The following is a 22,147-nucleotide window of genomic DNA, read 5'->3' as shown; positions in this document are numbered from 1 at the left end:
CCAGCGCCATCGAAGAGGAGACCGTCATGTCCGTCAACCCCCGCGCCGGGAAGCCCGCCGAGCCGCGCGATCTGATCGACGTGCCCAAGGTCGTCTCCCGGTACTACACCGAGCACCCGGACCCCGGGGTGGTGGGCGAGCGCGTCACCTTCGGCACGTCCGGGCACCGCGGCTCGTCGCTGCGCAACGCGTTCAACGAGGACCACATCGCCGCCACCAGCCAGGCGATCGTCGAGTACCGCAGGGCGCAGGGCACCGACGGGCCGCTGTTCGTGGGCCGCGACACCCACGCGCTCAGCGAGCCCGCGATGATCACCGCGATCGAGGTCTTCGCGGCCAACGACGTGACCACGCTGATCGACAGCCGCGACGGCTACACCCCGACGCCGGCCGTGTCGCACGCGATCCTCACCTACAACCGCGGCCGCACGAGCGGGCTGGCCGACGGCGTCGTGGTCACGCCGTCGCACAATCCGCCGGACGACGGCGGCTTCAAGTACAACCCGCCGAGCGGCGGCCCGGCCGACACCGACGCCACCAAGTGGATCCAGGACCGGGCCAACGAGCTGATCGCGGCCGGCCTGACCGGAGTGAAGCGGATCCCCGCGTCGAAGGCCCGGGACAAGGTCGACGGCTATGACTTCCTCGACTCGTACGTCGGTGACCTGGGCGCGGTCATCGACATGGAGGCCATCCGGTCGGCCGGCGTGCGGATCGGGGCTGACCCGCTGGGCGGGGCCAGCGTCGCCTACTGGGGCGCGATCGGCGAGCGGTACGGGCTGGACCTGACCGTGGTCAACCCGAACGTCGACCCGACCTTCGGCTTCATGACCCTCGACTGGGACGGCAAGATCCGCATGGACTGCTCGTCGCCGCACGCGATGGCCTCGCTGATCGCCCAGAAGGACCGGTTCCAGCTGGCCACCGGCAACGACGCCGACGCCGACCGGCACGGCATCGTCACCCCCGACGCCGGCCTGATGAACCCCAACCACTACCTGGCGGTGGCGATCAACTATCTGTTCGGCGCCCGCGAGGACTGGCCGTCGGCCGCCGCGATCGGCAAGACCCTGGTCTCCTCCTCGATGATCGACCGGGTCGCCGAGAGCCTGGGCCGGCGCCTCGACGAGGTGCCGGTGGGCTTCAAGTGGTTCGTGCCGGGCCTGCTCGACGGCTCGATCGGCTTCGGCGGCGAGGAGAGCGCCGGCGGCTCCTTCCTGCGCCGCGACGGCGGCCCGTGGAGCACCGACAAGGACGGCATCCTGCTCGACCTGCTCGCCTCCGAGATCGTCGCGGTCACCGGCCGTACGCCCAGCGAGCACTACCGCGACCTGACGGCCAGGTTCGGCGAGCCGGCGTACGCCCGCATCGACGCCCCGGCCACCCGCGAGGAGAAGGCGATCCTGGCCAAGCTCTCGCCCGAGCAGGTCACGGCCAAGGAGCTCGACGGGGAGCCGATCACGGCCGTGCTGACCACGGCGCCCGGCAACGGCGCCGCCATCGGCGGCCTCAAGGTGGCGACCGCGTCCGGGTGGTTCGCCGCCCGGCCGTCCGGCACCGAGGACGTCTACAAGATCTACGCCGAGTCGTTCAAGGGACCGGACCACCTCGCCAAGATCCAGGAGGAGGCCCGGGCCGTGGTGAGCGGCGCGCTCAAGAGCTGATCTTCTCAGTTTCGCGTGGTCGTGGCCGACAGGTAGGCGGTAGGGATCTGCCTATCCGGGAGCCGTAGACACGCATGACTGAGGCCGTGAAGCCCGCCGCGATCCGCGCGGGCGGCGGCGCCCTGGCGCCGTTGGTGGTGGCGGCGGTCGCCACGTTGGCGGTCGTCGCCTGGCTGATCGTGCGCGACCCCACCGACGTCGTGCTCGGCTACATCGGCGGGCCGATCGCGCTGGTCGCGGCGACCTTCTCGCTGCAACGGCTCGGCTCGACGGTGGTGCTGCCCCGGGTGGTGCGCGCGTTCTGGCGCCAGCTCGGGCACGCCGCCTTCATTCTGCTGGTCGGCTCGTCCACGGCCCTGGCCCTGGCCAACAACAACGCGGGCATGTCCCTCTACGTGGCCGTGCCGCTGCTGACCGGCGTGCTCTGGGCGATGACCGCCTTCCTGCGCCTGCCGATGGGCGATCGCACGTTGGTCGGCTGGTCACGGGTGCTGCTCGACGGCGCCACCGTGGCCGTCGCCGGCACCCTGGTCTTCTGGTACGTCGTGCTCAGCTACGCCTCGGCCGGCTCCGACCTGGTCACCCGGGCCGCGGCCGGCGTGGTCGGGGTGGCCGGCCTGCTCTGCCTCGTGGTCATCGGCAAGGCGGCGGCCCGCCCGGACGCGCCGGTCGACTCGCTGGCGCTGCGCATCCTGACGGCCGCCCCGATGGTGGCGGTCGCCCTGGCCGTGCTGCTGATCGCCGGCGACGACACCGCCCGGCTGGTGCTCTCGGTGCTGGGCAGCCCGATGGTGGCGCTCGCCTTCGCCGCGGCCGCCTTCCGGCAGCGCCGGGTCCTCATGCGGACCGCCGTGCTCAAGGTGCGCGGCCGCCGCTCGGCCTACGAGTTCCTGCCGTTCGTGGCCGTGCTGGTCACCGCCGGCCTGGTCACGGCGGTGTCGGCGCAGGAGATGGAGGGGCGCGAGCTCACCGTCATCGTCGGCGCCGTCCTGATCGCCGCGCTCGTCGTGCTCCGTCAGCTGATCGGCCTGCGCGAGAACCGCCAGCTGCTGGCCGGCCTGAAGGAACAGCAGGCCCAGCTGGAGCGGCTCGCCATGACCGACCCGCTGAGCGGGCTGGCCAACCGCACCCGGTTCAGCGCCGTGCTGGCCGAGCGCCTGGCCGCCCACCGGCCGGCGACCGCGCTGCTCATCGACATCGACGACTTCAAGACGATCAACGACACGATGGGCCCGGCCGTCGGCGACCAGCTGCTCTACCAGATCGCCCAGCGGCTGCGGACCACCAGCGCCGAGGGCGAGCTGCCGGCCCGGCTCGGCGGCGACGAGTTCGCCGTGCTGCTCGACGTGGAGGAGCCGTCGTCGGCCGAGGCCACCGCCGGGCGGATCCTGGCCGCGCTGGCCGAGCCGTTCCGGGTCGGCGAGCACCAGCTGCTGGCCCACGCCAGCCTCGGCATCGCGATCGCCGGGCCCGGCGACACCGCCGACGAGGTGCTGCGCAACGCCGACATCGCGATGTACGCGGCCAAGGAGGGCGGCAAGGCGGCCTGGACCCGCTTCGAGCCGAAGATGCGGGCCGAGGTGGTCAGCCACGCCCGGCTCGGCAGCGAGCTGCACAACGCCATCATCCGGCGTGAGCTCTTTCTGCTGTACCAGCCCGTCTTCGACATCGTCACCGGCCGCCTGCACGGGGCCGAGGCGCTGGTGCGCTGGAAGCACCCGGTGCGCGGCTTCGTCTCGCCGGGCGATTTCATCCCGGTCGCCGAGCGCTCCGGGCTGATCGTGCCGCTCGGCTCGTGGGTGCTGCGCGAGGCCTGCGAGCAGCTCGCCCGCTGGCGCCGCGAGCACGGCGACGGGGCGATCAAGGCGATCAACGTGAACGTGGCGGTCCGCCAGCTGCGCGAGTCCGGCTTCGTGGACGAGGTGGCGGCGGTGCTCAGCGAGACCGGCCTGCTGCCGCAGAACCTGGTGCTGGAGGTGACCGAGTCGTCGGTGGCCGACGGCCGGCAGGTGCGCGAGACCCTGCACGCGCTGCACGAGATGGGTGTCCGGCTGGCGCTCGACGACTTCGGCACCGGCCAGTCGTCGCTGTCGCTGCTGCGCGCGTTCCCGGTCGACGTGCTGAAACTGGACAAGTCGTTCGTCGACGGCATCACCGACGGCGAGGACCGCGGCCGTCTCGCGGTGGCCGCCGCCGTGGCCCAGCTGGCCGAGTACCTCCAGCTGTCGGCCGTTGCCGAGGGCATCGAGAGCCTGGACCAGCTGGAACGGCTCCGGGAGATGGGCTACCGCCTGGGCCAGGGTTTCTACATGGCCAAGCCGCTCCCCGCGGACGAAGCGGGCGCGCTGATGAGTGCCAACGCGCCCACTCCGCTGCGAGTTGCCTAGGCTTCGACCTCGTTGCGCTCGTCGGTGGCCCAGAGGGTGTGGAACGAGCCCTCCTTGTCGACGCGGTGGTACGTGTGCGCTCCGAAGAAGTCGCGCTGGCCCTGGATCAGGGCGGCCGGCAGGCGCTCGGCCCGCAGGCCGTCGTAGTACGCCAGCGCCGACGAGAAGCCGGGCGAGGGGATGCCCTGCGCGGCCGCGGTGGCCACCACCCGGCGCCAGGCGTCCTGGGCGCCGCTGACGGCGTCGAGGAAGTACTGGTCGACGAGCAGCGTGGCCAGCTCCGGCGACTTGTCGTACGCCTGCTTGATGAAGTCGAGGAACTTGGCCCGGATGATGCAGCCGGCGCGCCAGATCTTCGCCATCGCGCCCGGGTCGATCTCCCAGCCGTACTCCTTGCTGGCCGCCTGGATCTGCTGGAAGCCCTGCGCGTAGGCGACGATCTTGGAGGCGAACAGCGCCTGCTCGACGTCGGCCTGAAGGTCGCCGGGGTGGGCGCCGGTGGTCGCGGACGGGCCGGGCAGGCCGGCGTCGGCCGCCGCCTTGCGCACGTCGGCGCCGCCGGACAGGGCCCGGGCGAACACCGACTCGGCGATGCCGCTGACCGGCACGCCCAGGTCAAGGGCGGCCTGCACGGTCCAGCGGCCGGTGCCCTTCTGCTCGGCCTGGTCGAGCACCACGTCGACGAACGGCTTGCCCGAGGAGGCGTCGACCTGCTTGAGCACCTCGGCCGTGATCTCGATCAGGTAGGAGCCCAGCCGGCCCTCGTTCCAGCCCCGGAAGACGTCGGCGATCTCGGCCGGCGAGTGGCCGCCGACGCGGCGCAGCAGGTCGTACGCCTCGGCGATGAGCTGCATGTCGGCGTACTCGATGCCGTTGTGCACCATCTTGACGAAGTGGCCGGCGCCGTCCGGGCCCACGTGCACGCAGCACGGCTCGCCGTCGACCTTGGCCGAGATGTCCTCGAGCAGCGGGCCGAGCGCCTCGTAGGACTCCTTGGAGCCGCCGGGCATGATGCTCGGTCCGTGCAGCGCGCCCTCCTCGCCACCGGACACGCCCGTGCCGACGAAGTGCAGGCCACGCTCGCGCAGCGCCGCCTCGCGCCGGCGGGTGTCCAGGTAGTGGGCGTTGCCGGCGTCGATGAGCATGTCGCCCTCCTCGAGGAGGGGGGCGAACTCGTCGATCACGGCGTCGGTCGGCTTGCCGGCCTTCACCATGATCACCACGCGGCGCGGGCGCTCCAGGCTGGCCACGAAGTCCTCGGCGCTCTCGGACGCGATGAACGTGCCCTCGTGCCCGAACTCCTCGACCAGTTCCTTGGTGCGGTTGTACGAACGGTTGTGCACCGCCACCGTGTGCCCGTGACGGGCGAAGTTGCGGGCCAGGTTGCGCCCCATAACCGCGAGGCCGGTGACCCCGATCTGTGCCTTCTCCGTCATCACTGACACCCTTCCGTCGCTCTAGCCACGCGCTCATTCTTACGGGTGGATTGCGGGAGTGGTTCGACCGTGTTCCCCGGTTCTCATTTATTGGCGGCGCGGCGCGTGGGCTGGACGTGGCCTAAGATCCGTGCAGCGGTAGGCTTCATCGCATGCCGAGCGGGACCTGCTGATCGATGAAGCGCGGCGAGATCTGGACGATCGGCAACCGGACGGATCTGCGGTACCGCGTGCTGGTGCTCTCGGCCGACTCCTTCAACGACCGGAAGAACGCGTCGCCGTTCTGCGCGCCGATCGTCCGGCAACGCGGCGTGACCGAGCTGCCGCCCTACGCGGTCGCCCTCACCGAGCAGGACCCGATCACCGGCGTCGTGGTCGTCAACCGGATGCGCCGCCTGCCCGCCGCCATCGGCGCGGAGCGTATCGGCATGGTCACCGGGCAGAGCATGGCCCGGCTGACCGAGGCCATGCGGTCCCTCTTCGAACTGTAGAGACCATTCGGTCCACCCCGATCGTGTGACGGTGGGTCATGTTCGCCGCAGGTAGGACCCTCTCCGTATGAACGGCCGATGACGACCCCGGTGCGGTTGACGTATTCAGGAAGCCGGACACGTACGGGACGGGAGGGATCGGGTGGGACAGGCGTATGCCGCCGCGGTCGAGAGTCTGCGGCCGGCGGTGACCACCGACCCCGGTGAGGCCGGCCGGCTCACCGTCGAGCGCGCGGTGGGGTTGCTGGCCGGGCGTGCCCGCTGCCGCCTGGCCGAGGCCCATCGCCACCTGCTGCGGATGGGCGCCGAGCAGGGCCGCGATCTGGTCGACGTGGCCGGCGGCGTCATCCGCATGCTCGACGTGGCCGACCTCGAGACCGCGCCGATCTCCGGCCTGGAGACCAGCCGGCCCGGTTTCGCCGCGCCCGGCCCGGTCCGGCGGTTCGCGCCGTGGCTCGGCATGGTGCAGCGGGTCCTCGACGTCGTGCCCGGCATGGCGTGCTTCCTGACCCCCGAGCGTGAGCCCTCGGGCCGGCTCGTCGACCTGGTCTGGGCCGCGGTCAGCCCCGAGGCGGTGGCGCCGAACGGGCTGCGCGGCAGCCAGCTGCTGGGCCTGCGCATCTCCGAACACTTCCCCGAGGTCGTGGCCAGCGACCGCTGGCAGGCCTACCAGCAGGTGCTCGACACCGGTGTCCCGGCCGTGCTCGGCCCGTTCCGGCACGGCGACGGGCTCTACACCGTGCGCGCCCACCGGCTCGGCGTGGGCCTGCTGCTCAACTGGACCCGGCACGACGAGCGGCCGGGCGGGGTGGGCGACCGGCTGGCCGGCACCGAGCTGCTCGGCAACCTCGGCTGGGGCGAGTGGGACCTGGTCAGCGGCGAGATCTACTGGTCCGACCAGATCTACCGCATCTACGAGCGCGACCCCCGGCTGGGCCCGCTGAGCCAGGCCGAGTCCGACGCCCTGGCCGTTCCCGAGGACGAGCCGCTGCGCGAGGCGGCCCGGGTGGCCTTCGAGCGCGGCGAACGGATCGACGTGACCACCCGCGTGCGCATCGGCGGGCGGACCAAGTTCCTGCGCACCGTGGCCGACGCCAGCCGCGACGCCGACGGGCGGCCGCTGCGCGTCTTCGGCATCGTGCAGGACATCACCGAGCGCGAGACCAGCGCCCAGCGCCTGGCCGACGTCGAGCGCCAGCTCGACGAGCAGCGCCGCGACCTGGCGGCCGAGCACGAGCTGGCGGCCCGGCTCCAGCGCATCATCCTGCCCCTGCCGGACGGCCCGATCGAGCTGCCCGGCCTCAAGGTGGCCCTGCGCTATCTGCCCGCCGGCGAGGAGAGCCTGGTCGGCGGCGACTGGTACCACGCGGCCGAGCTGCGCGACGGCTCGGTGCTGCTCGCGGTCGGTGACGTGGCCGGGCACGGCACCCGGGCCGCCAAGACGATGGCCCAGCTCCGGCACGCGCTACGGGCCCTGGCCGTGACCACCTCCGACCCCGGCGAGCTGCTGCGCCACCTCAACGCCCTCACCTGCGACCTCGAGCGGGAGACACCCGAGCTCGCCGCCACCGCGATCGTGGCCCGCTACGACCCGGCCCGCCGCGAGATCGTCTGGGCCCAGGCCGGCCACCCGCCGCCGCTGCTGAGCCGCGACGGCCGCACGGCCCCGCTGGACCGGCCGGCCGGTCCGATGCTGGGTGTGCTCGACGACGCGCGGTACGAGACCGCCCGGCTCGATCTGCACCTCGGCGACCTGCTGCTGCTCTACACCGACGGCCTGGTCGAGCATCGCCACCGCGGCCTCGACGACGGGCTGGCGGCGGTGATCCGCACGGTCGACCAGGCCGTGCGCGCCAACCCCCGGCAGCCCCTGGGCGAGCTGCTGGCCCGCCTGCGCCAGGCCAACCCGGCCGACGACACCTGCATCCTCGCCGCCCGCCCGGTGACCGGTGAAACGAAAGATCTTCGGCGGTTCTTGACCGGAGTCTGATACACCGGGCCCCGATCCGGGAGATCATGTCGCGGGTGACGGGTCGTACGTTCGGGGTCCTCTCGCCCTTCGTCGGTGGCGACTACTACGGCGCGATCATCGCGGGTGTCAACGACGCCGCCGTGGCCGCCGGCGACCGCATCGTGGCCATCCAGACGCTCGATCCGGGCTCCTACAGCGCCGACCGCAGCGGACTGCCCGACTTCCGGCGCCCGGTGTCCTGGAAGCGCCTGAACGGGCTGATCGTGCTGCCGGGCGCGCTGCACGCGTCGTACGCCAAGGGGGCCCGGAGGGCCGGTCTGCCCGTGGTGTCGGTGGGGCAGAAGCTCGACGAGTGCCCGGCCGTGCTGGCCGACAACCGTTCCGGCATCCGCGACGGGGTCGGCCACCTGCTCGGCCACGGGCACGAGCGGATCGCCTACGCCGGCCACCTCGCCCACTTCGACCTGCGGGAACGCCTCGAGGGCTACCGCGAGGCGCTGCTCGCGCACGGCATCGAGCCCGATCCGGAGCTGGTGTTCGACTCGGGCGACAACCACGAGAGCGGCGGCGAGATGGTGGCCGACGTGCTGCTGCGCCGGGGCGTGCCGGTCAGCGCGGTCGTCTGCGGCACCGACCGCAACGCCATCGGCCTGATCGGGCGGCTGGCCAGCGCCGGATATCGCGTGCCGGGCGACGTGGCGGTGGTCGGCTTCGACGACATCGTCGACGCCACCTACATGCGGCCCAGCCTCTCCACCGTCCGCCAGCCGGTCGAGGACGTCGGCACCACCGCGCACCGGCTGGTCGCCACGCCCGGCGACTCCGGCATCTCGTACGTCGCCACCACCTTCGTGCGGCGCAGCTCGTGCGGCTGCCCCGGCATCGGGCTGCCGGTCAGCGAGGAGCTGACCCGGTCGCTGTTCGGCGAGGTCCGCTATCTCCAGGAAACCCTGAACGTGCAGCACGAGCTCGGCATCGACCTGCTCGGCGCGCACGAGCGCGACCCGCGCGCGCTGGCCTGGCTCCAGCGCACCACGCTGACCGCCGGCTGCCTCGGGCTGTGGAACCACGCGGCGGTGCCGGCCCGCGACACCGAGCTGAGCATCGTGGGGGAGTACCCCGGGCGGCCGGGCTGGGCCGGTGAGGCGATGCGGGTCAGCGAGTTCCCGCCGGCCGGGCTCTTCGAGCACGCCGACGGACCGGCCGGCGAGATCGTCTTCGTGGTGCCGGTGCGCAGCGGGCTGCGCGACTGGGGTGTGCTGGCGGCGATCGGCAAGGTCCAGCAGAGCACCCCGGCCGGCCGGGAGATCATGAACCACTCGGGAGCGCTGCTGGCCACGGCGCTCGACCGCGGCGCCATGGTGGCGGCGCTGCGCGAGCAGGAGCAGAAGCTGCGCGACGCCGCCCTGCACGACGCGCTCACCGGCCTGCCCAACCGGGTGCTGCTGGCCGACCGGCTCGAGCAGGCCGGGCTGCGGTCACAGCGCCGGCCCGAGCACCGGTTCGCGGTGCTGCTGCTCGACCTGAACGGGTTCAAGGCGGTCAACGACTCGCTCGGCCACGCGGCCGGCGACGTGCTGCTCATCGAGGTGGCGCGCCGCCTGACCGGCCTGCTGCGCGAGTCGGACACGGTGGCCCGGCTCGGCGGCGACGAGTTCGTGGTGCTGCTCGACGGCCTGCGCGAGCCGGGCGCGGAGCGCGTGGTGCGCGACGCCATAGCGACCCGGCTCTGCGAGCCCTACATGATCGACGGCGAGCACATCGAGGTCGGCGTGAGCATCGGCGTGGCCCTCTCGGGCGACGGCACCAACGACCCCGACCGCCTGCTGCGCGAGGCCGACGCCGCCATGTACCGCGCCAAGCCGGTCCGTCACCACCGTTAGGGCAGGGTCCACGTCTGTTCGGACGAGCCGGCGCAGGCGGTGACCTTCGTGGTGGCGCCGGAGCGGCCCGGGTCGGTGAGGCACTGGCCGTCGGAGGCGACCAAGGACCCTCCGTCGCCCGTACGCCAGGAGGACGCACCCTCGCAGGAGCCGACGCGCACCGAGCCGTCGCCGCTGGGCTCGGCGCACTTGCCGTCGACGTGCAGGGTGCCGTCGGTGGCGAGGGTGAAGGTCTGCGCGTCGCCGCCCGAGCAGCCGGACACGTTGACCGGGCTGCCGTCGATGCCGAACAGGCCGCCCAGGGCCAGGCAGCGGCCGCTGGCGGCGGTGATCGCGCCGGTGCGGTCGACCGGCGGGGCCGTGGTGGTCTGCGACGGCGTGGCGCCGGCCGGTGTCGTAGCCCCGGGCACCAGGGGCTGAAGGGAGCCGCTCACCGCGATGCTGGGGGAGGCGCTCACCGAGGCGCTGACGCTCGCGCTCGCGCTCACCGAGGCGCTGACACTCGCGCTGGCGCTGGCCGACGCGGCGGCCGCGCTCTTCGACGCCGCGACTGCCGACGACTCCGGGATCGGGGCCCGGCCGGGCATCGCGGGCAGGGCCGTGCCCGGCTGCGGGATGGCCGGGTCGTTGCCGAGGCCGAAGACGAGGAAGGCGGCCACGCCGGCGGCCAGGATCACGCCACCGGCGAAGATGGCCAGCCGCAGGATCGGGATGTCGGTCCGCTTCGGCGGCTTGGCCTCCTCAGGCTCGGGCTCCTCGACGGCGGGCTGCACCGCGGTGTCGCCCTCTCCGGGCTCGGGCCACTTCTCCGCGTCCTCGACGGCGGTGAACTCCGTGGTGTCCACACTCGTCGAGACGTACGGGCGAACCAGAACTGGATCCTCGCGATCCGGCGTATCGGTCATCTTGCTCCCTCCGGCCGGACCAAGATACGCGATATTCGCCGGAGTCGATCACCCGATACCCGACTTTAACCGTACGTATTCTCGCGTTTCCGGCGCGCGTCCGTCCACGCGGTCCGGGCGAGCCGGAGAAGCTCGGCGTTGTCCGCCGCCGGCGTGCCGTCGGGCCGCGTCAGAGTGTCCTCGAGCCCGATCCGGGTGGGCAGGCCGAGGGCGCCGGCGTGGGCGATGAGCGGCCAGCAGGCCTCGTTCTCGCCGTGCAGCAGCGGCGCCGTTCCCGGCAGCCGCCGCAGGATCGCCTCGGCCGCCGCCACGGCCTCGCCGGCCGGCACGTCGATGATCTCGACGAGGATCCGCAGCAACGGCAGCCCGTCGAGCGCGTCCACCTCGGACGGCGACCAGACGCCGGCTTCGACGCCGACCCCGGAGCCGTCGAGGAGACGTACGAGATCGGCGAAGCCCGGCTCTTGAACGTTGACCGACGCGAAATCGGGGCGCACCCGCCACCCGGCGACCAGCTCGGCCCGCCGCCGCGGATCGCCGCCGGTCATCCAGATGCCGGTCGAGACGCCGACCGGAAGCCCCGGGCAGGCCGCGCGGATCGCGGTGACGGCCGCCCCGATGTCATCGCTGTGCAGGGACTCCCGCCCGTCGGCGTCCCGCGGGTGCACATGGACGGCGGCCGCGCCCGCCTCGGCCGCGCCGAGCGCCGCCGCCGCGAGCTCGTCCGGGGTGATCGGCGCCGGCGACGGGCGGCCGCCGTTGAGACACGCTTTGATCCACACGATGACCATGGTGCACGACCGTTCACCGCCCGATGAGGTCGGCCACCTCGGTGCGGGAGGCGATGCCCAGCTTGCGCAGGATGTTGGAGACGTGCACGGCGGCCGTCTTGGGCGAGATGTAGAGCCGCCGGGCCAGCTCGGAGTTGGTCAGGCCGTCGCTGATCAGCACGGCCACCTCGCGCTCGCGCGGGGTCAGCGCGGCCGGCCCGGTGACCGCGTCCGGCGCGCCCGCCGGGGCCAGGCCGAGCCGGGCCCGGGCCTGGTCGAGCTGGGCCACCCGCCAGCCGCCCCACTCCTGGAGCAGGGACGCCGCCACCTCGAGGTGCGCGGTGGCCTCGGCCCGCCGGTCCTCGGCCAGCAGGCAGCGGGCGGCGCCGACCCGGACCGTGCCGCGCAGCGCCGGTCCCAGGGCCGGGTCGTCCACGATGGACTCGTAGCCGGCCCGCGCCTCGGCGGTCCGGCCGTGCACCTCGGCCAGCTGCGCGTCGACCAGCGTGCGATAGGCGTCCCACACCTCGGCGTCGAGCAGCACGGCGGCCGCCCGGTCGAGTCGCTCCACCGGCAGCCCGATCTCCAGCGCGGCCGAGATCAGGTCGTGGGCCTGTTCGCCGCTGCGCCAGTTCTGCCCGGCCAGATCGGCGATCATCTGGTCCAGGGCGGCGTCCGCGCGCGGCCGGTCGTGACGGCGGCAGGCCAGGTGGAAGGTGAGGCCGGGGATCGTGGTCGGCGGGTTGTTGGGCAGCGCGGCCAGATCGGCGATGATCTCCTCGACCCGGTCGAACTCGCCCGCCTCCAGAAGGAGACCGGCCAGGAAGACGCCGTGATAGTCGGCCCAGCGGCCGCGGCGCTGATAACCGCGGTCCTGCTCGCGGCCCTCCTCGAGCGCGGCGATGGCGGCACGCAGGTCACCGGCGCGGATGGCCAGCCGGGCCCGGCCCTGGAAATAGGTGGCCACCGACAGCGACTCCAGACCGGCCCGCTCGGCGTCGACCCGCATCCGCTCCAGGATCTCGGCGTGCTCGGACGGTGAGGTGGGCGGCGCGTCCTGCACCAGCTTGTTGAGGGCGCGCGCGGCCAGCACCCACTCGCCGGCCTTCTCGGCCTCGTCGACCAGGGCCGACAGGATCTCGCGGCCGTCGGCCGAGCTCTGCGCCCGCTCGGTCAGGGTCGAACCCTTCTCCAGGAGCGCGGTCAGGCGTACGGCCGGAAGGTCGAACTCGGCCGCGAGCGCCAGCGCCCGGTCACACCAGAGCAGCGCGTCGTCGAACTCGTCCCGCAGGTACGACGACTGGGCGATCGCGGTCATCGCGCGGGCCTGCGCGGCGCCCGGCGGCAGTTGCGCGATGAGCGTCTCGATGTCGTGTGTCAGCGCACGCATCTCTTCGTACTCGCGGGACTCCCAGGCGATGCGGATCAGCAGATAGAGCGCCTCGGCCCGGTCGGTGGCGGCGGTGGCCAGGTCGTGCCAGCGGCGCCCGTGGCGCAACGCGTCGTCGAGCAGCCCGGCCAGCCACGACGCGCGGGCCGCCCCGGCCAGCAGGTCGGTGTCGTCGGGCGCCTCGTCCAGGCCCATCTCGGCCAGCTGCAACGCCTGATAGGCGGAGCCGATCGACAGGTAGAGGGCGGTGCCACCACGAGCGGCCGCGATCATGTCGTCGTACCGCCCGGCGCCGCGCGCGTGATGGGCGACCATGGCCGGGTCGGAGGAGCCACCGCGCAGCAGCACGTCGAGCGCGGCCTCGTGCAGCCGGCGCCGCTGCCGCCCGAGCATCTGGTCGGCGATGGCCTCACGCACCAGCGCGTGCCGGAAGGCGAACTCGTCCTCGCCCGACTCGACCAGCACGCCCCGGGTGACCAGGTCGCGCAGCACGGCGATGAGCTCGTCCTCGCCGGCGCCGGTCACGTCGGCCAGCAGGTCGAACGGGATGCGGTGGCCGAGCACGGTGGCCGCCTCGACGATCCGGTGGCTGAGCGGCTCGAGGTCGTCGACCTGCCGGCGCAGCACCTCGGCCAGGCTCCACGGCAGCGGCTGCTCGACGAGCGCCTCCACGTCGTAGCCGGGAAGCGCCCGCAACAGCTCCTCGAGAAAGAAGGGATTGCCACCGGTGCGGTGGTGCAGCGCGGTGGCCGCGCGCAAGGGAGCCGGCGCGCCGGTGGCCGCCGCGAGCAGGGCCGCGGTCTGCGCCGGGGTCAGCCGATCGAGCCGTACGTGGGTGACGGCGTGCCGCCGTTCGAGCCGGGCCAGCAGACCGGCCACCGGCTGCCGCCGGTCCACCTCGTCCGGCCGGTACGTTCCGATCAGCAGCCGCGGCCCCCGCTGGTCGGCGATCCGCTCGAACAGGGCCGCGCTCTCCGAATCGGCCCAGTGCAGATCCTCGAAGACGATGACGGCCGGCGAGTCCCCGATCAGATCGGCCAGAATGGCCAGCCCGGTGTGCAGCCGCTCGACCGGGCTGCGGGAGGCGTCGGCCAGAGCGGCAAGCTGCTCCTCGTCGACTTCGGGCCGCCCGTCGATGGCGTCGAGCAGAACCTCGTACGGCCGCGACAGCGACCCCGGCTCGGCCTGCCCGACCAGCACGACGGTGCCGGCCGGCATCTTGGCGAGAAACTCGTGAACGAGCCGGGTCTTCCCGATGCCGGGCTCACCGGCGATGACCGCGACAGCAGCACCGCCCGACGACGAAGGAGCGAGCCGCACCAGCCGGCGCAGCTCGCTCTCCCGCCCGATCATCACCGGGCTGGCACCGCCGCGGAAGGTTCGCACGACGCCAGGTTACCGGTGGGCTGTCCCCGCACTGCTTGGGCTTTGCGGGCCCGCCGCGCTTCCCGGGCGCTCCGAAGAAGCCGCCGCTTGTCCGCGTCGGCCACAAGCTCCCGCTGGTGGTGATGGGCGAGATCGAGCATCAGATCCGTGTGCACCAACATGACTGGCCTCCTGGTGATCTGCCGATGCACCAATCTTCGGCCGGATCACCACCCACCACATCGGAAGCGTCTACCTATCTTCCCAGGTCAGGGTGCCTTAGATCCCCCCACGAGCGGCGCCTAGGTATACCTAGATCGTGACCCTGGGAGTGCGCGACGAGAGCCTGGGCCCTCAGCAGCGCTGAATCCGGTTCTACCACTTCGAGCCGGTCGTCGTGTCGGTCAGCGGGCTCTCGGTCCTGCTCACTGAACGGTAGGAGGAACGAGGTCACGGTTTGCCGCCGAGGGCGCCGAGCACGCTACGGATCAGCAGCGCCGAGCGGGCTCCCACCTCGTCGCCGCCGTCGGCCAGTTCCGCGGCGTCCGCGGGCAGCAGATGCACCTCGTGCAGCAGGGCGAGGTATACCTTCCGGCACCAGGTGGGCTGCGCGGCGGTGATCACGCCGGATTCGTGCAGGCGCTTGAAGAGCAAGTCGATACCGGCCAGGACGTCGTCGTCGGGCCCGTAGCTCAGGTCGACGACGAGGCGGTAGCTCACCTTGACCTCGAAGGCACTCTCCGTCAGGCGGTGCAGGGCGACCAGTGGGGGCGCCGTCCCCACCCGGGCCTGGTCGATGCCATGCCGGTAGCGGTCGTTGAACCGCTCGGAAAGAGCGTCGGTCAGTGCTTTGCGGGACGCAAAGCGGCGGTGGACCGTCGCGCGCGCCAGCCCCGCAGCGTCGGCGATCTTCTCGAGGGAGGCACTCGCGTCGCTAGCGAGAACTTTCTCGGCGGCTTCCAGGATCCGCGCAGTGCTGCGCGCCGCGTCTGCCCTCACGGCATCACCTTACCGAACCCCTAACTGAGACACAACTGACTCGTTTATTGACATAGCTGCTGCTTGGATGTTTCATTTGCTGAACCTAGATCAACCTGCCGAACAGGAGCACCACCATGGATCTGAACCTTGCGGGTAAGCGTGTTCTCGTGACCGGCGCGAGCAAGGGCATCGGCCTCGCCATCGTCCGTGCCTTCCTCGAAGAGGGCGCCGTGGTCTCCGCCGTCTCCCGGCGCATTACGCCCGAGCTCGACGCGACCACGGCCACGTTCGTACCGGCTGACCTCGCTGACCCGGACGGCCCGCGGCGGATGGTCGAGACCGTGCTCGCCGCCGACCCTCGCCTCGACATCCTGATCAACAACGTTGGTGGCGGCGGCACGACAGCCGAGGCTTTGGCCGACCCGCTCGACGGCGACGATGATCTGTGGGCCGAGGTCTACGCCCTGAACTTCTTCGCGACCGTCCGGACCACCCGCCACGCCCTCCCGGCACTGACCCGCTCGCAGGGAGCCATCGTGAACATCAGTTCCAACAGCGCCCGCGCCCCGTTCGGCACACCGCTGTCCTACACCAGCGCCAAGGCCGCCCTCAACACGTTCTCCCGGGGCCTGGCCGAAAAGGTCGCCGCCGACGGGGTACGGGTAAACGTCGTCACCCCCGGCGGCACGCACACCGACCTGATGGCGGGCAAGGACGGCTACCTCGCCACGGTAGCCGCGACCATGGGTATCGACCACGCCGATCTGCTGGCCGCGATGCCGGCGAACGGAGGCATGCTGACCGGCACCCTGATCGACCCGGCCGAGATCGCTCGCGCGGTGCTACTGCTGGCCTCCCCCGTCATGCCGAGCACAATTGGCGAGAACTGGGCGGTGGACGCCGGCTCGGTCAAGGCCGTCTGACGGCTCCCCCGGCGCCAGATCCTGTCCTAAGGGCCATACGTGGCAAGCAGGGATGACGGTCGTTGAGCCGGCGTCATGCGTGGTGATCGTGCAGCAAGGGACGGTCTGTGCTGGAGCCTTCGCGCCGAAGCAGGCGTTTGTCCGCGCGTGTCGGGATGCGGCAGTGACCTGACGAGGCCCACCGGCTGGCGGGGCCTCGGGGCTTCCGGTGCCGAGGCCATGTAGGCGGCGAGGATGTAATTGGGCTGCCGGTCGAGGTTCTTACGGGCCCGTTCTTCACCACGCGCCGCGCATGCTCAACGAACGATCAACATTCCAATACTCCCTAACGCGGTTCGAGGAGGTAGATCGGCATGTCGCGGTTGGGGGCTCGGCGGGCGTACTGGGACCAGCCGGGGTAGATCTTCAGGCCCTGCTCCCAGATTCGGGTTCGGCGGTCGCCTGTGGCCAGGACTGCTGTGACCTTGCGGGTCTCGCTGTCGATTACGACGGTGGCCTCGGGGTTTGCCTGCAAGTTGTAGTGCCAGGCGGGGTGGCGGTCCTGGCCCCAGTTCGAGGCGATCACGGCCAGGCCCTCCGAGGTGGGCAGGCCCAGCAAAGGGAGGGTGCGCGGGACGCCGCTGCGGGCGCCGGTGGTGGTGAGCATGACGACCGGCAAGCCTGTGACCAGGCTTGCGAACGTGTGGCGGCCCTTTGTCAGGCGGAACAGCGGGCGGTCTACGTGGTGCAGGAACCGGGCGAACGCCCATGAGGCCGGTGCGGTGGCGCATACGCGGCGCATCACCCTGCGGGTCGTGCCGGTTCGCGCGTAGTCGTAAGTCATGGGGCCAGATCCCAACGGGGCATGGGGGCGGTCGGGGGGACCACCGCGTCCGGGGGAGAGTAGGACATCACCTCGGCCGTGGCGTGCCTGATGTAGGCCGACATGGCCTCGCGTGCCCCGGGGTCGGCGATGGTGGCCATGGCGGCGGCGTCGAAGCAGGCGATGAAGCGGTCGCCCAGGTCGCCCTCGGCGCCCTGGTTGGCATGCAGGCGCAGCATGGCCAGGTGGCCGCCGTATTCGGTGGAGAACGTGGGCGGGCCGCCGAAGACCTCACCCCAGTAGTACGCCAGGCGCTGCACGTGGTCGGCGTGCCGTTGGTGGGAGAACGGATGCTCCAGAACCGGGTCGGCCAGGCAGCGCGTGTGGAAGTCGCCGGCCAGGGCCAGCATGGCCGGGGCGCCCCCGGCGGCCTCGTAGAGGGACATCACCGCATTGTGCGCCTGCCCCCGGCGTACGTCTGCTGGGTATGTCGGACGTATGGGGCGAAACGCCGAGGGTATCTCCAAAGGCATGCACCGGTACGGAGACGAGGTGGCGGCGATCGCCCGGCCCCTGGTCGACGAGGGTGATCTGGACATCCTGGTCGATCGGGTCGGCTCGGCCAAGGTCGTGATGATCGGCGAGGCCAGCCACGGCACGCACGAGTACTACGAATGGCGGGCGGCGCTCACCCGGCGGCTGATCGTGGAGCGCGGCTTCTCGTTCGTGGCCGTCGAAGGGGACTGGCCCGACTGCGAGCGGGTCGGCGCGACCGTGCGCGGCGGCAGCGCCCGGCCCGAGGAGGCGCTTCTGGGCTACGAGCGATGGCCGACCTGGATGTGGGCGAACGAGGAGGTGGTCGACTTCGCCCTCTGGCTGCGCGGCTTCAACATGAACAACGGCCGTGGCGTCGGCTTCCATGGTCTCGACGTCTATTCGCTGTGGGAGTCGATGCGCGAGATCCTGACCTGGCTGCGTGAGCATGATCCGTCCCAGGTGCCGGCGGCTCTGGCCGCCTATCGATGCTTCGAGCCGTACGCCGAGGATCCGCACGCCTATGCCTGGGCGACACGCTTCGTGAAGGCGTGCTGCGAGGACGACGTCGTACGAATGCTGATCGACCTGCGCGGCCGGGATCTGGCCGTATGGCAGAACGCCGAGGTGGTGGCCGGCGCCGAGCACTACTACCGGTCGATGATCGCCGGCGGCCCGAGCTCGTGGAACATCCGCGATCGCCACATGGACGCGACGATGGCCCGGCTGCTCGACCACTACGGCGACGACGCCAAGGCGATCGTCTGGGCGCACAACACCCACGTCGGCGACGCCAACGCCACCGACCAGGCGGCGCACGGCGAGGTGACCATCGGCTCGCTGGCCCGCGAGCGTTTCGGCGCGGACCGGGTCGCCCTCATCGGCTTCGGCAGCTACCGGGGCACGGTGATCGCCGGCCGCGATTGGGGCTCGCCGATGGAGGTCATGCCGGTCCCGCCGGCCCGCGCCGATTCGCTGGAGGAGATCCTGCACGCGGAGGCGCCGGCACGGTCGCTGTTCGTCTTCCCGCCGATCGCCGACCGCCCCGACGTGCTGGTCGATCCGCTGTCCCACCGGGCGATCGGCGTCGTCTACCGCCCGGAGCGCGACAACTGGGCCAACTACGTCCCGTCCGTGCTGGGCGACCGCTACGACGCGTTCCTCTGGTTCGACGAGACCTCGGCCGTACGTCCTCTGCACCCGTTCCACATCGACGCCCGAGAGCCGGAGACGTACCCCAGCGGCGTCTGATCTTCCCTCAGTTCCGTGCCTTGGCGGCCGATGCGCGGATGGGCATCCGCCTCGATGCGGACGCGCAGGTGTTCGACGCGGGCGGCACGGGCTACCCGGCCGATCAGATGCTGTCGTTGTCGGGCGGCCCGTACGGCAGCACCGATCCTCAGCTCAACCCGGAGTGGCGCCTCGACCCGGGGGCCGAGGTCGAGCGCCGGGTCTTCTTCTCGGTTCCGCGTCCTGCCTCAAGGGGCCACGGACTTGATTCTTCAGCGCTGGGCCTTGACGGCGCGGCCCTCGGGCGTACTCTAAACCCATCGGTTGATAAACCGACAGGTTTAGAGGATGGGTAGAGCTGATCATGACCGCGGATCCGATCGACGGCGTCTTCGCCGCGCTGGCCGACCCGACGCGACGGGCGATCCTGGCCCGGCTGGCGACCGGTGACGCCACGGCCGGCGAGGTCGCCGCCGGGTTCACGATCAGCCCGCAGGCGATCTCCAAGCATCTGAACGTGCTGGAGGCGGCGGGTCTGATCACGCGCACCCGCGAGGCCCAGTGGCGGCGGTGCAGCATCGTGCCGGCGCCGCTGCGGGCCGTCGCCGAGTGGGCCGAGCAGTACAGGCGGCTCTGGGAGCAGCGCTACGACGCCCTCGACACCTACCTGGAACGGCTACAGGAGGAATCATGAGCATCACCGTCCAGACCCCCACCGACACCACGATCGTCATGTCCCGGGCCTTCAGCGCTCCCCGCGACCTCGTCTTCGCCGCGCACACCCAGGCCGAGCACCTGCGGCACTGGTGGGGCCGGGGCAACCCGCTCGACGTCGACATCGACTTCACGGTCGGCGGCAAGTGGCGCTTCGTCGAGCACGCCGACGGCACGGAGCACGCGTTCCGCGGTGAGGTCCGCGAGATCGACCCGCCCCAGGGCTTCACCTGGACGTTCGAGTACGAGCCGATGGCCGGCCACATCGCCGTCGAGAAGTTCGAGTTCACCGAGTCCGGCGGCGTCACCACGGTCACCTGCACCAGCACGTTCAGCGACCAGCAGGACCGCGACGGCATGCTGCAGAGCGGCATGGAGGGTGGCGCCGAGGAGTCCTACCGGGCCCTCGACGCCTACCTCGAGAAGATCAAGCAGGGGTGAGCGCGACCACCGGGATGATCCGGGTGGTCTTGGCCTGATAGCCGGCCCAGCCCGGATCGTCCGCGGCCGCCTCGGCGAAGACGCGGTCGCGTTCCGCCCCGGCCAGCGGCGTCGCCACGGCCTCGTAGGTGCGGGCGCCGTCCTCGACGGTGACCCGCGGATCGGCCAGGACATTGTGGAACCAGTCGGGGTTCTTCGGCGCTCCGGCGGCGGAGGCGATAACCACAATTCCGCTTCGGTACGCCCGGAAGCCCAGCGGCGTCGTATGAGGAGCACCGGAGCGGGCGCCACGGGTGGTGAGCAGGATGAGTCCGCTATGGCCCTTTTCGGCGCGGAACTCGTCGATGATCTGTTGGTTGTACGGGTTGGGCATAGGTCGCTTTCTGTTCGGCTTCAACGGACGCTTCGTCGCCGAAACAGAAGGCGGGCCCCGGATCAATCCTCGGCCGGGTGCCCCACTAAGTCATGGCCCAAGGCCGACCCGGCAGTCACGGAAGACACCCTAGCGGCTACACACCGCCGGTCACCACCCTGATTCTCGTGGTGAAGGTGGTCGGCCAATCGAGGTAGCCGGCCACCGCGGCGGTGGCCTCGGAGCGACGTTCCGGTGGCACGGAATCGAGCAGGCGCCGCCCGGCGTGCGAGCCGATCCAGCCGATCAGTTGCTCGGCGTCGCGGAAGTGGCTCCGGAAATCGAGTTCGCTCACCTTCGTACGGGAGAAACCGGCCTCCGCCATGGCCGAGCGCAAGGATTCCACCGAGCCGAACATGGCGTGGTGAACGTGGTCCGGCGGCGGATCGTCACCGAGGCGGGAAAGAATGCGCATGACCTTGCGGTGGCGGGGATCGGGGGCGGCGAAAGAGCTGAAGGCCAGGCGGCCGCCCGGTTTCAGGAAACGGTGATAGGCGCCGAGCGCGGCCGGCGGATCGGGCAGGAAGAAGAGCACCATCGCGGCGGTGACGACGTCGAAGGACCGGTCCGGGAAATCGGGCTGCTGGGCGTCGCCGAGCCGGACGGTGACATTGCGCAGGGAAGCGGTGGCGGCGGCGGTGCGCGAGACCATGCCGGGCGCCAGGTCGATGCCGGTGACATGACCGGCCGGCCCGACGAGACGAGCGGCGGGCAGAAGCGCGGCGCCACGGCCGCAGCCGACATCGAGGACGCGATCGCCGGGCCGCGGGGCCACCGCCCGTACGACCGCTTCGGCCATCGGCTTGAAGAAGTCGACGCCGACGCTGTCGTACTCGCCGGAGACGCGGTCGAACACGTCGATGATGTTCATTGGCCCAGCATGGCAGCCGGGCGCACCTCCGGATAGGACGGCGCCGCCCAGGCCCGTCCACGGGTGGCGGCGCCGAGGTACGCGCTCAGATAAGCCGAAGTGATCTCCAGGGCCCGGCGCCCGTCGATGCGGCCCAGGGGCAGCGCCCAGCGCACCGGGGGAGCGAGGCGGTAGAGCGCCGCGTCGGTGAAGGTGAGCCGCTCGGCGCCCTCGACGGTGAAGGCCCGATCGCCGAGAACCAGGCCGCCTTCTTCGCCCAGGGCGGCGGCGCCGTCGCACCGGTCGTCAGCTTGGCATGCCTCGGCCGCGGCGGTGCCGCCCAACCCGTGGCCCACGTAGACGACCTTCGCCGGATCCGCGTGGCGGCCGTACTGGGTGACCGCGCGAGCGGCGGCGAACCGCGCGTCCGCCGCCAACACCGAGACCAATTGTGTACGCCGCGTGGGGTCCCGCCCGGCGGCGCTGGCCCGCACCGGCCGGCCGTCCAAAACTGTCAGACCCGCGCTGTAGGTTGGCGTCACTCCGACCACCAGGTAGCCCTGAGCTGCGATGCGAGAGGCCAGGGCCGTGTATTGAGGCGCCGCCGCGCCTTGGTCGGGCAGCAGCACTACGACCGGAAAGGGGCCAGCCGCAAATGCCACTTCGTCCCGCGTACCCGTCCGAATGCTGTCGAAGCTCGTCGCCGCCGGCCCGTAGCGGTGCAGCCCCTCCCACCCGGGCGGCGCATAGGCCGACTCCGGCCCCGGCGCGGGCGTCGCCGGATACCAGGTCCAGACCGCGAGCAGCCGCGGTGTGCCGCCGAGCGGCGCGAACTGATCGGTGCGCGACCGGTCCACCCACAGGCCGGTCGTCCGGCCGACCGCGTAAACCCCGTCGGGGCGGAGGCTGACCGGGGTCCGGGCCTGCTTGATGGCGTACGCGACCAGGCCGGCCACGACAAGCGTGACCGCCACCAGCACTCGCGCGAGCCGCATCG

Annotated in this window: 20 protein-coding genes; 10 read left to right on the top strand and 10 right to left on the bottom strand. The window is 71.7% G+C overall.

Annotated elements, in window-relative coordinates:
* The first annotated feature begins 26 nt into the window (after window positions 1-26).
* Window positions 27-1,664 carry a phosphoglucomutase (alpha-D-glucose-1,6-bisphosphate-dependent) gene (gene pgm, locus ACFY36_RS06610; RefSeq protein WP_499744914.1) on the top strand — a complete coding sequence of 546 codons (1,638 nt, stop codon included), beginning with the start codon at window positions 27-29 and terminating at the stop codon, window positions 1,662-1,664.
* A gap of 74 nt (window positions 1,665-1,738) precedes the next feature.
* Window positions 1,739-4,051 carry a putative bifunctional diguanylate cyclase/phosphodiesterase gene (locus ACFY36_RS06605; protein WP_499744913.1) on the top strand — a complete coding sequence of 771 codons (2,313 nt, stop codon included), beginning with the start codon at window positions 1,739-1,741 and terminating at the stop codon, window positions 4,049-4,051.
* Here the strand turns inward: ACFY36_RS06605 and gnd are convergent.
* Entirely contained in the window at window positions 4,048-5,487 is a 1,440-nt protein-coding gene (gene gnd, locus ACFY36_RS06600; protein ID WP_499744912.1) for an NADP-dependent phosphogluconate dehydrogenase, read from the bottom strand. The genes ACFY36_RS06605 and gnd overlap by 4 nt on opposite strands.
* Window positions 5,488-5,663: 176 nt before the next feature.
* On the opposite strand from gnd, the gene ACFY36_RS06595 reads away from it, so the two are divergent.
* From ACFY36_RS06595 to ACFY36_RS06585, 3 genes are all read left to right on the top strand, one after another.
* Window positions 5,664-5,978, top strand: coding sequence for a type II toxin-antitoxin system PemK/MazF family toxin (locus ACFY36_RS06595; RefSeq protein WP_498687867.1), 315 nt, complete (start codon window positions 5,664-5,666; stop codon window positions 5,976-5,978).
* Between the two features lie 142 nt (window positions 5,979-6,120).
* On the top strand, window positions 6,121-7,968 hold the full coding sequence (locus tag ACFY36_RS06590; RefSeq protein WP_499744911.1) for a SpoIIE family protein phosphatase: 1,848 nt from the start codon (window positions 6,121-6,123) through the stop codon (window positions 7,966-7,968).
* 35 nt (window positions 7,969-8,003) lie between these two features.
* Entirely contained in the window at window positions 8,004-9,833 is a 1,830-nt protein-coding gene (locus ACFY36_RS06585) for a diguanylate cyclase domain-containing protein (protein WP_499744910.1), read from the top strand.
* Here the strand turns inward: ACFY36_RS06585 and ACFY36_RS06580 are convergent.
* From ACFY36_RS06580 to ACFY36_RS06565, 4 genes are all read right to left on the bottom strand, one after another.
* Window positions 9,830-10,738: a ricin-type beta-trefoil lectin domain protein gene (locus ACFY36_RS06580; RefSeq protein ID WP_499744909.1), complete on the bottom strand. Its 909-nt coding sequence runs from the start codon at window positions 10,736-10,738 to the stop codon at window positions 9,830-9,832. The two genes, ACFY36_RS06585 and ACFY36_RS06580, sit on opposite strands and share 4 nt — an antisense overlap.
* Before the next feature lie 65 nt (window positions 10,739-10,803).
* Window positions 10,804-11,529 (bottom strand): 3-keto-5-aminohexanoate cleavage protein, encoded by a 726-nt coding sequence (locus ACFY36_RS06575; RefSeq protein WP_499744908.1) that lies wholly within the window; start codon window positions 11,527-11,529, stop codon window positions 10,804-10,806.
* Between the two features lie 13 nt (window positions 11,530-11,542).
* Window positions 11,543-14,284: an ATP-binding protein gene (locus ACFY36_RS06570; protein ID WP_499744907.1), complete on the bottom strand. Its 2,742-nt coding sequence runs from the start codon at window positions 14,282-14,284 to the stop codon at window positions 11,543-11,545.
* A gap of 429 nt (window positions 14,285-14,713) precedes the next feature.
* Complete coding sequence (locus ACFY36_RS06565) at window positions 14,714-15,262, bottom strand: TetR/AcrR family transcriptional regulator (RefSeq protein ID WP_499744906.1); 549 nt, start codon at window positions 15,260-15,262, stop codon at window positions 14,714-14,716.
* Window positions 15,263-15,378: 116 nt separating this feature from the next.
* On the opposite strand from ACFY36_RS06565, the gene ACFY36_RS06560 reads away from it, so the two are divergent.
* On the top strand, window positions 15,379-16,167 hold the full coding sequence (locus tag ACFY36_RS06560; protein WP_499744905.1) for an SDR family NAD(P)-dependent oxidoreductase: 789 nt from the start codon (window positions 15,379-15,381) through the stop codon (window positions 16,165-16,167).
* Between the two features lie 325 nt (window positions 16,168-16,492).
* Here the strand turns inward: ACFY36_RS06560 and ACFY36_RS06555 are convergent, their stop codons facing one another.
* Together ACFY36_RS06555 and ACFY36_RS06550 are read right to left on the bottom strand one after the other, a co-directional pair.
* The gene (locus ACFY36_RS06555) at window positions 16,493-16,990 is read right to left on the bottom strand and encodes a nitroreductase family deazaflavin-dependent oxidoreductase (RefSeq protein ID WP_499744904.1); all 498 of its coding nucleotides are present in this window, start codon (window positions 16,988-16,990) and stop codon (window positions 16,493-16,495) included.
* Window positions 16,987-17,415, bottom strand: coding sequence for a globin domain-containing protein (locus ACFY36_RS06550; protein WP_499744903.1), 429 nt, complete (start codon window positions 17,413-17,415; stop codon window positions 16,987-16,989). Before ACFY36_RS06550 ends, ACFY36_RS06555 begins: the two co-directional genes overlap by 4 nt.
* 85 nt (window positions 17,416-17,500) lie before the next feature.
* Between ACFY36_RS06550 and ACFY36_RS06545 the strand changes: the two genes are divergently transcribed.
* From ACFY36_RS06545 to ACFY36_RS06530, 4 genes are read left to right on the top strand one after another with little or no spacing between them, the layout of a single operon-like run.
* The gene (locus ACFY36_RS06545) at window positions 17,501-18,754 is read left to right on the top strand and encodes an erythromycin esterase family protein (RefSeq protein ID WP_499744902.1); all 1,254 of its coding nucleotides are present in this window, start codon (window positions 17,501-17,503) and stop codon (window positions 18,752-18,754) included.
* A 20-nt stretch (window positions 18,755-18,774) separates the two neighbouring features.
* Window positions 18,775-19,089: a hypothetical protein gene (locus ACFY36_RS06540; protein ID WP_499744901.1), complete on the top strand. Its 315-nt coding sequence runs from the start codon at window positions 18,775-18,777 to the stop codon at window positions 19,087-19,089.
* Window positions 19,090-19,097: 8 nt separating this feature from the next.
* A complete protein-coding gene (locus ACFY36_RS06535) occupies window positions 19,098-19,427 on the top strand; it encodes an ArsR/SmtB family transcription factor (protein ID WP_499744900.1) in 330 nt (109 codons plus the stop codon).
* On the top strand, window positions 19,424-19,888 hold the full coding sequence (locus ACFY36_RS06530; RefSeq protein WP_499744899.1) for an SRPBCC family protein: 465 nt from the start codon (window positions 19,424-19,426) through the stop codon (window positions 19,886-19,888). The genes ACFY36_RS06535 and ACFY36_RS06530 overlap by 4 nt, the downstream gene beginning before the upstream one ends.
* Here the strand turns inward: ACFY36_RS06530 and ACFY36_RS06525 are convergent.
* The 3 genes from ACFY36_RS06525 to ACFY36_RS06515 all read right to left on the bottom strand — a co-directional run bounded on the left by ACFY36_RS06525 (window position 19,875) and on the right by ACFY36_RS06515 (window position 22,145).
* On the bottom strand, window positions 19,875-20,261 hold the full coding sequence (locus tag ACFY36_RS06525; RefSeq protein ID WP_499744898.1) for a nitroreductase/quinone reductase family protein: 387 nt from the start codon (window positions 20,259-20,261) through the stop codon (window positions 19,875-19,877). The two genes, ACFY36_RS06530 and ACFY36_RS06525, sit on opposite strands and share 14 nt — an antisense overlap.
* A gap of 136 nt (window positions 20,262-20,397) precedes the next feature.
* The gene (locus ACFY36_RS06520) at window positions 20,398-21,171 is read right to left on the bottom strand and encodes a class I SAM-dependent methyltransferase (protein ID WP_499744897.1); all 774 of its coding nucleotides are present in this window, start codon (window positions 21,169-21,171) and stop codon (window positions 20,398-20,400) included.
* Window positions 21,168-22,145: a dienelactone hydrolase family protein gene (locus tag ACFY36_RS06515; RefSeq protein WP_499744896.1), complete on the bottom strand. Its 978-nt coding sequence runs from the start codon at window positions 22,143-22,145 to the stop codon at window positions 21,168-21,170. Before ACFY36_RS06515 ends, ACFY36_RS06520 begins: the two co-directional genes overlap by 4 nt.
* Between the last annotated feature and the right edge of the window lie 2 nt (window positions 22,146-22,147).

Source organism: Actinoplanes sp. NPDC000266 (assembly GCF_042899005.1).
GTDB lineage: Bacteria > Actinomycetota > Actinomycetes > Mycobacteriales > Micromonosporaceae > Actinoplanes.
The sequence above is the reverse complement of the archived record's forward strand: the minus strand, read 5'-3'. Positions and strand labels throughout refer to the sequence as shown.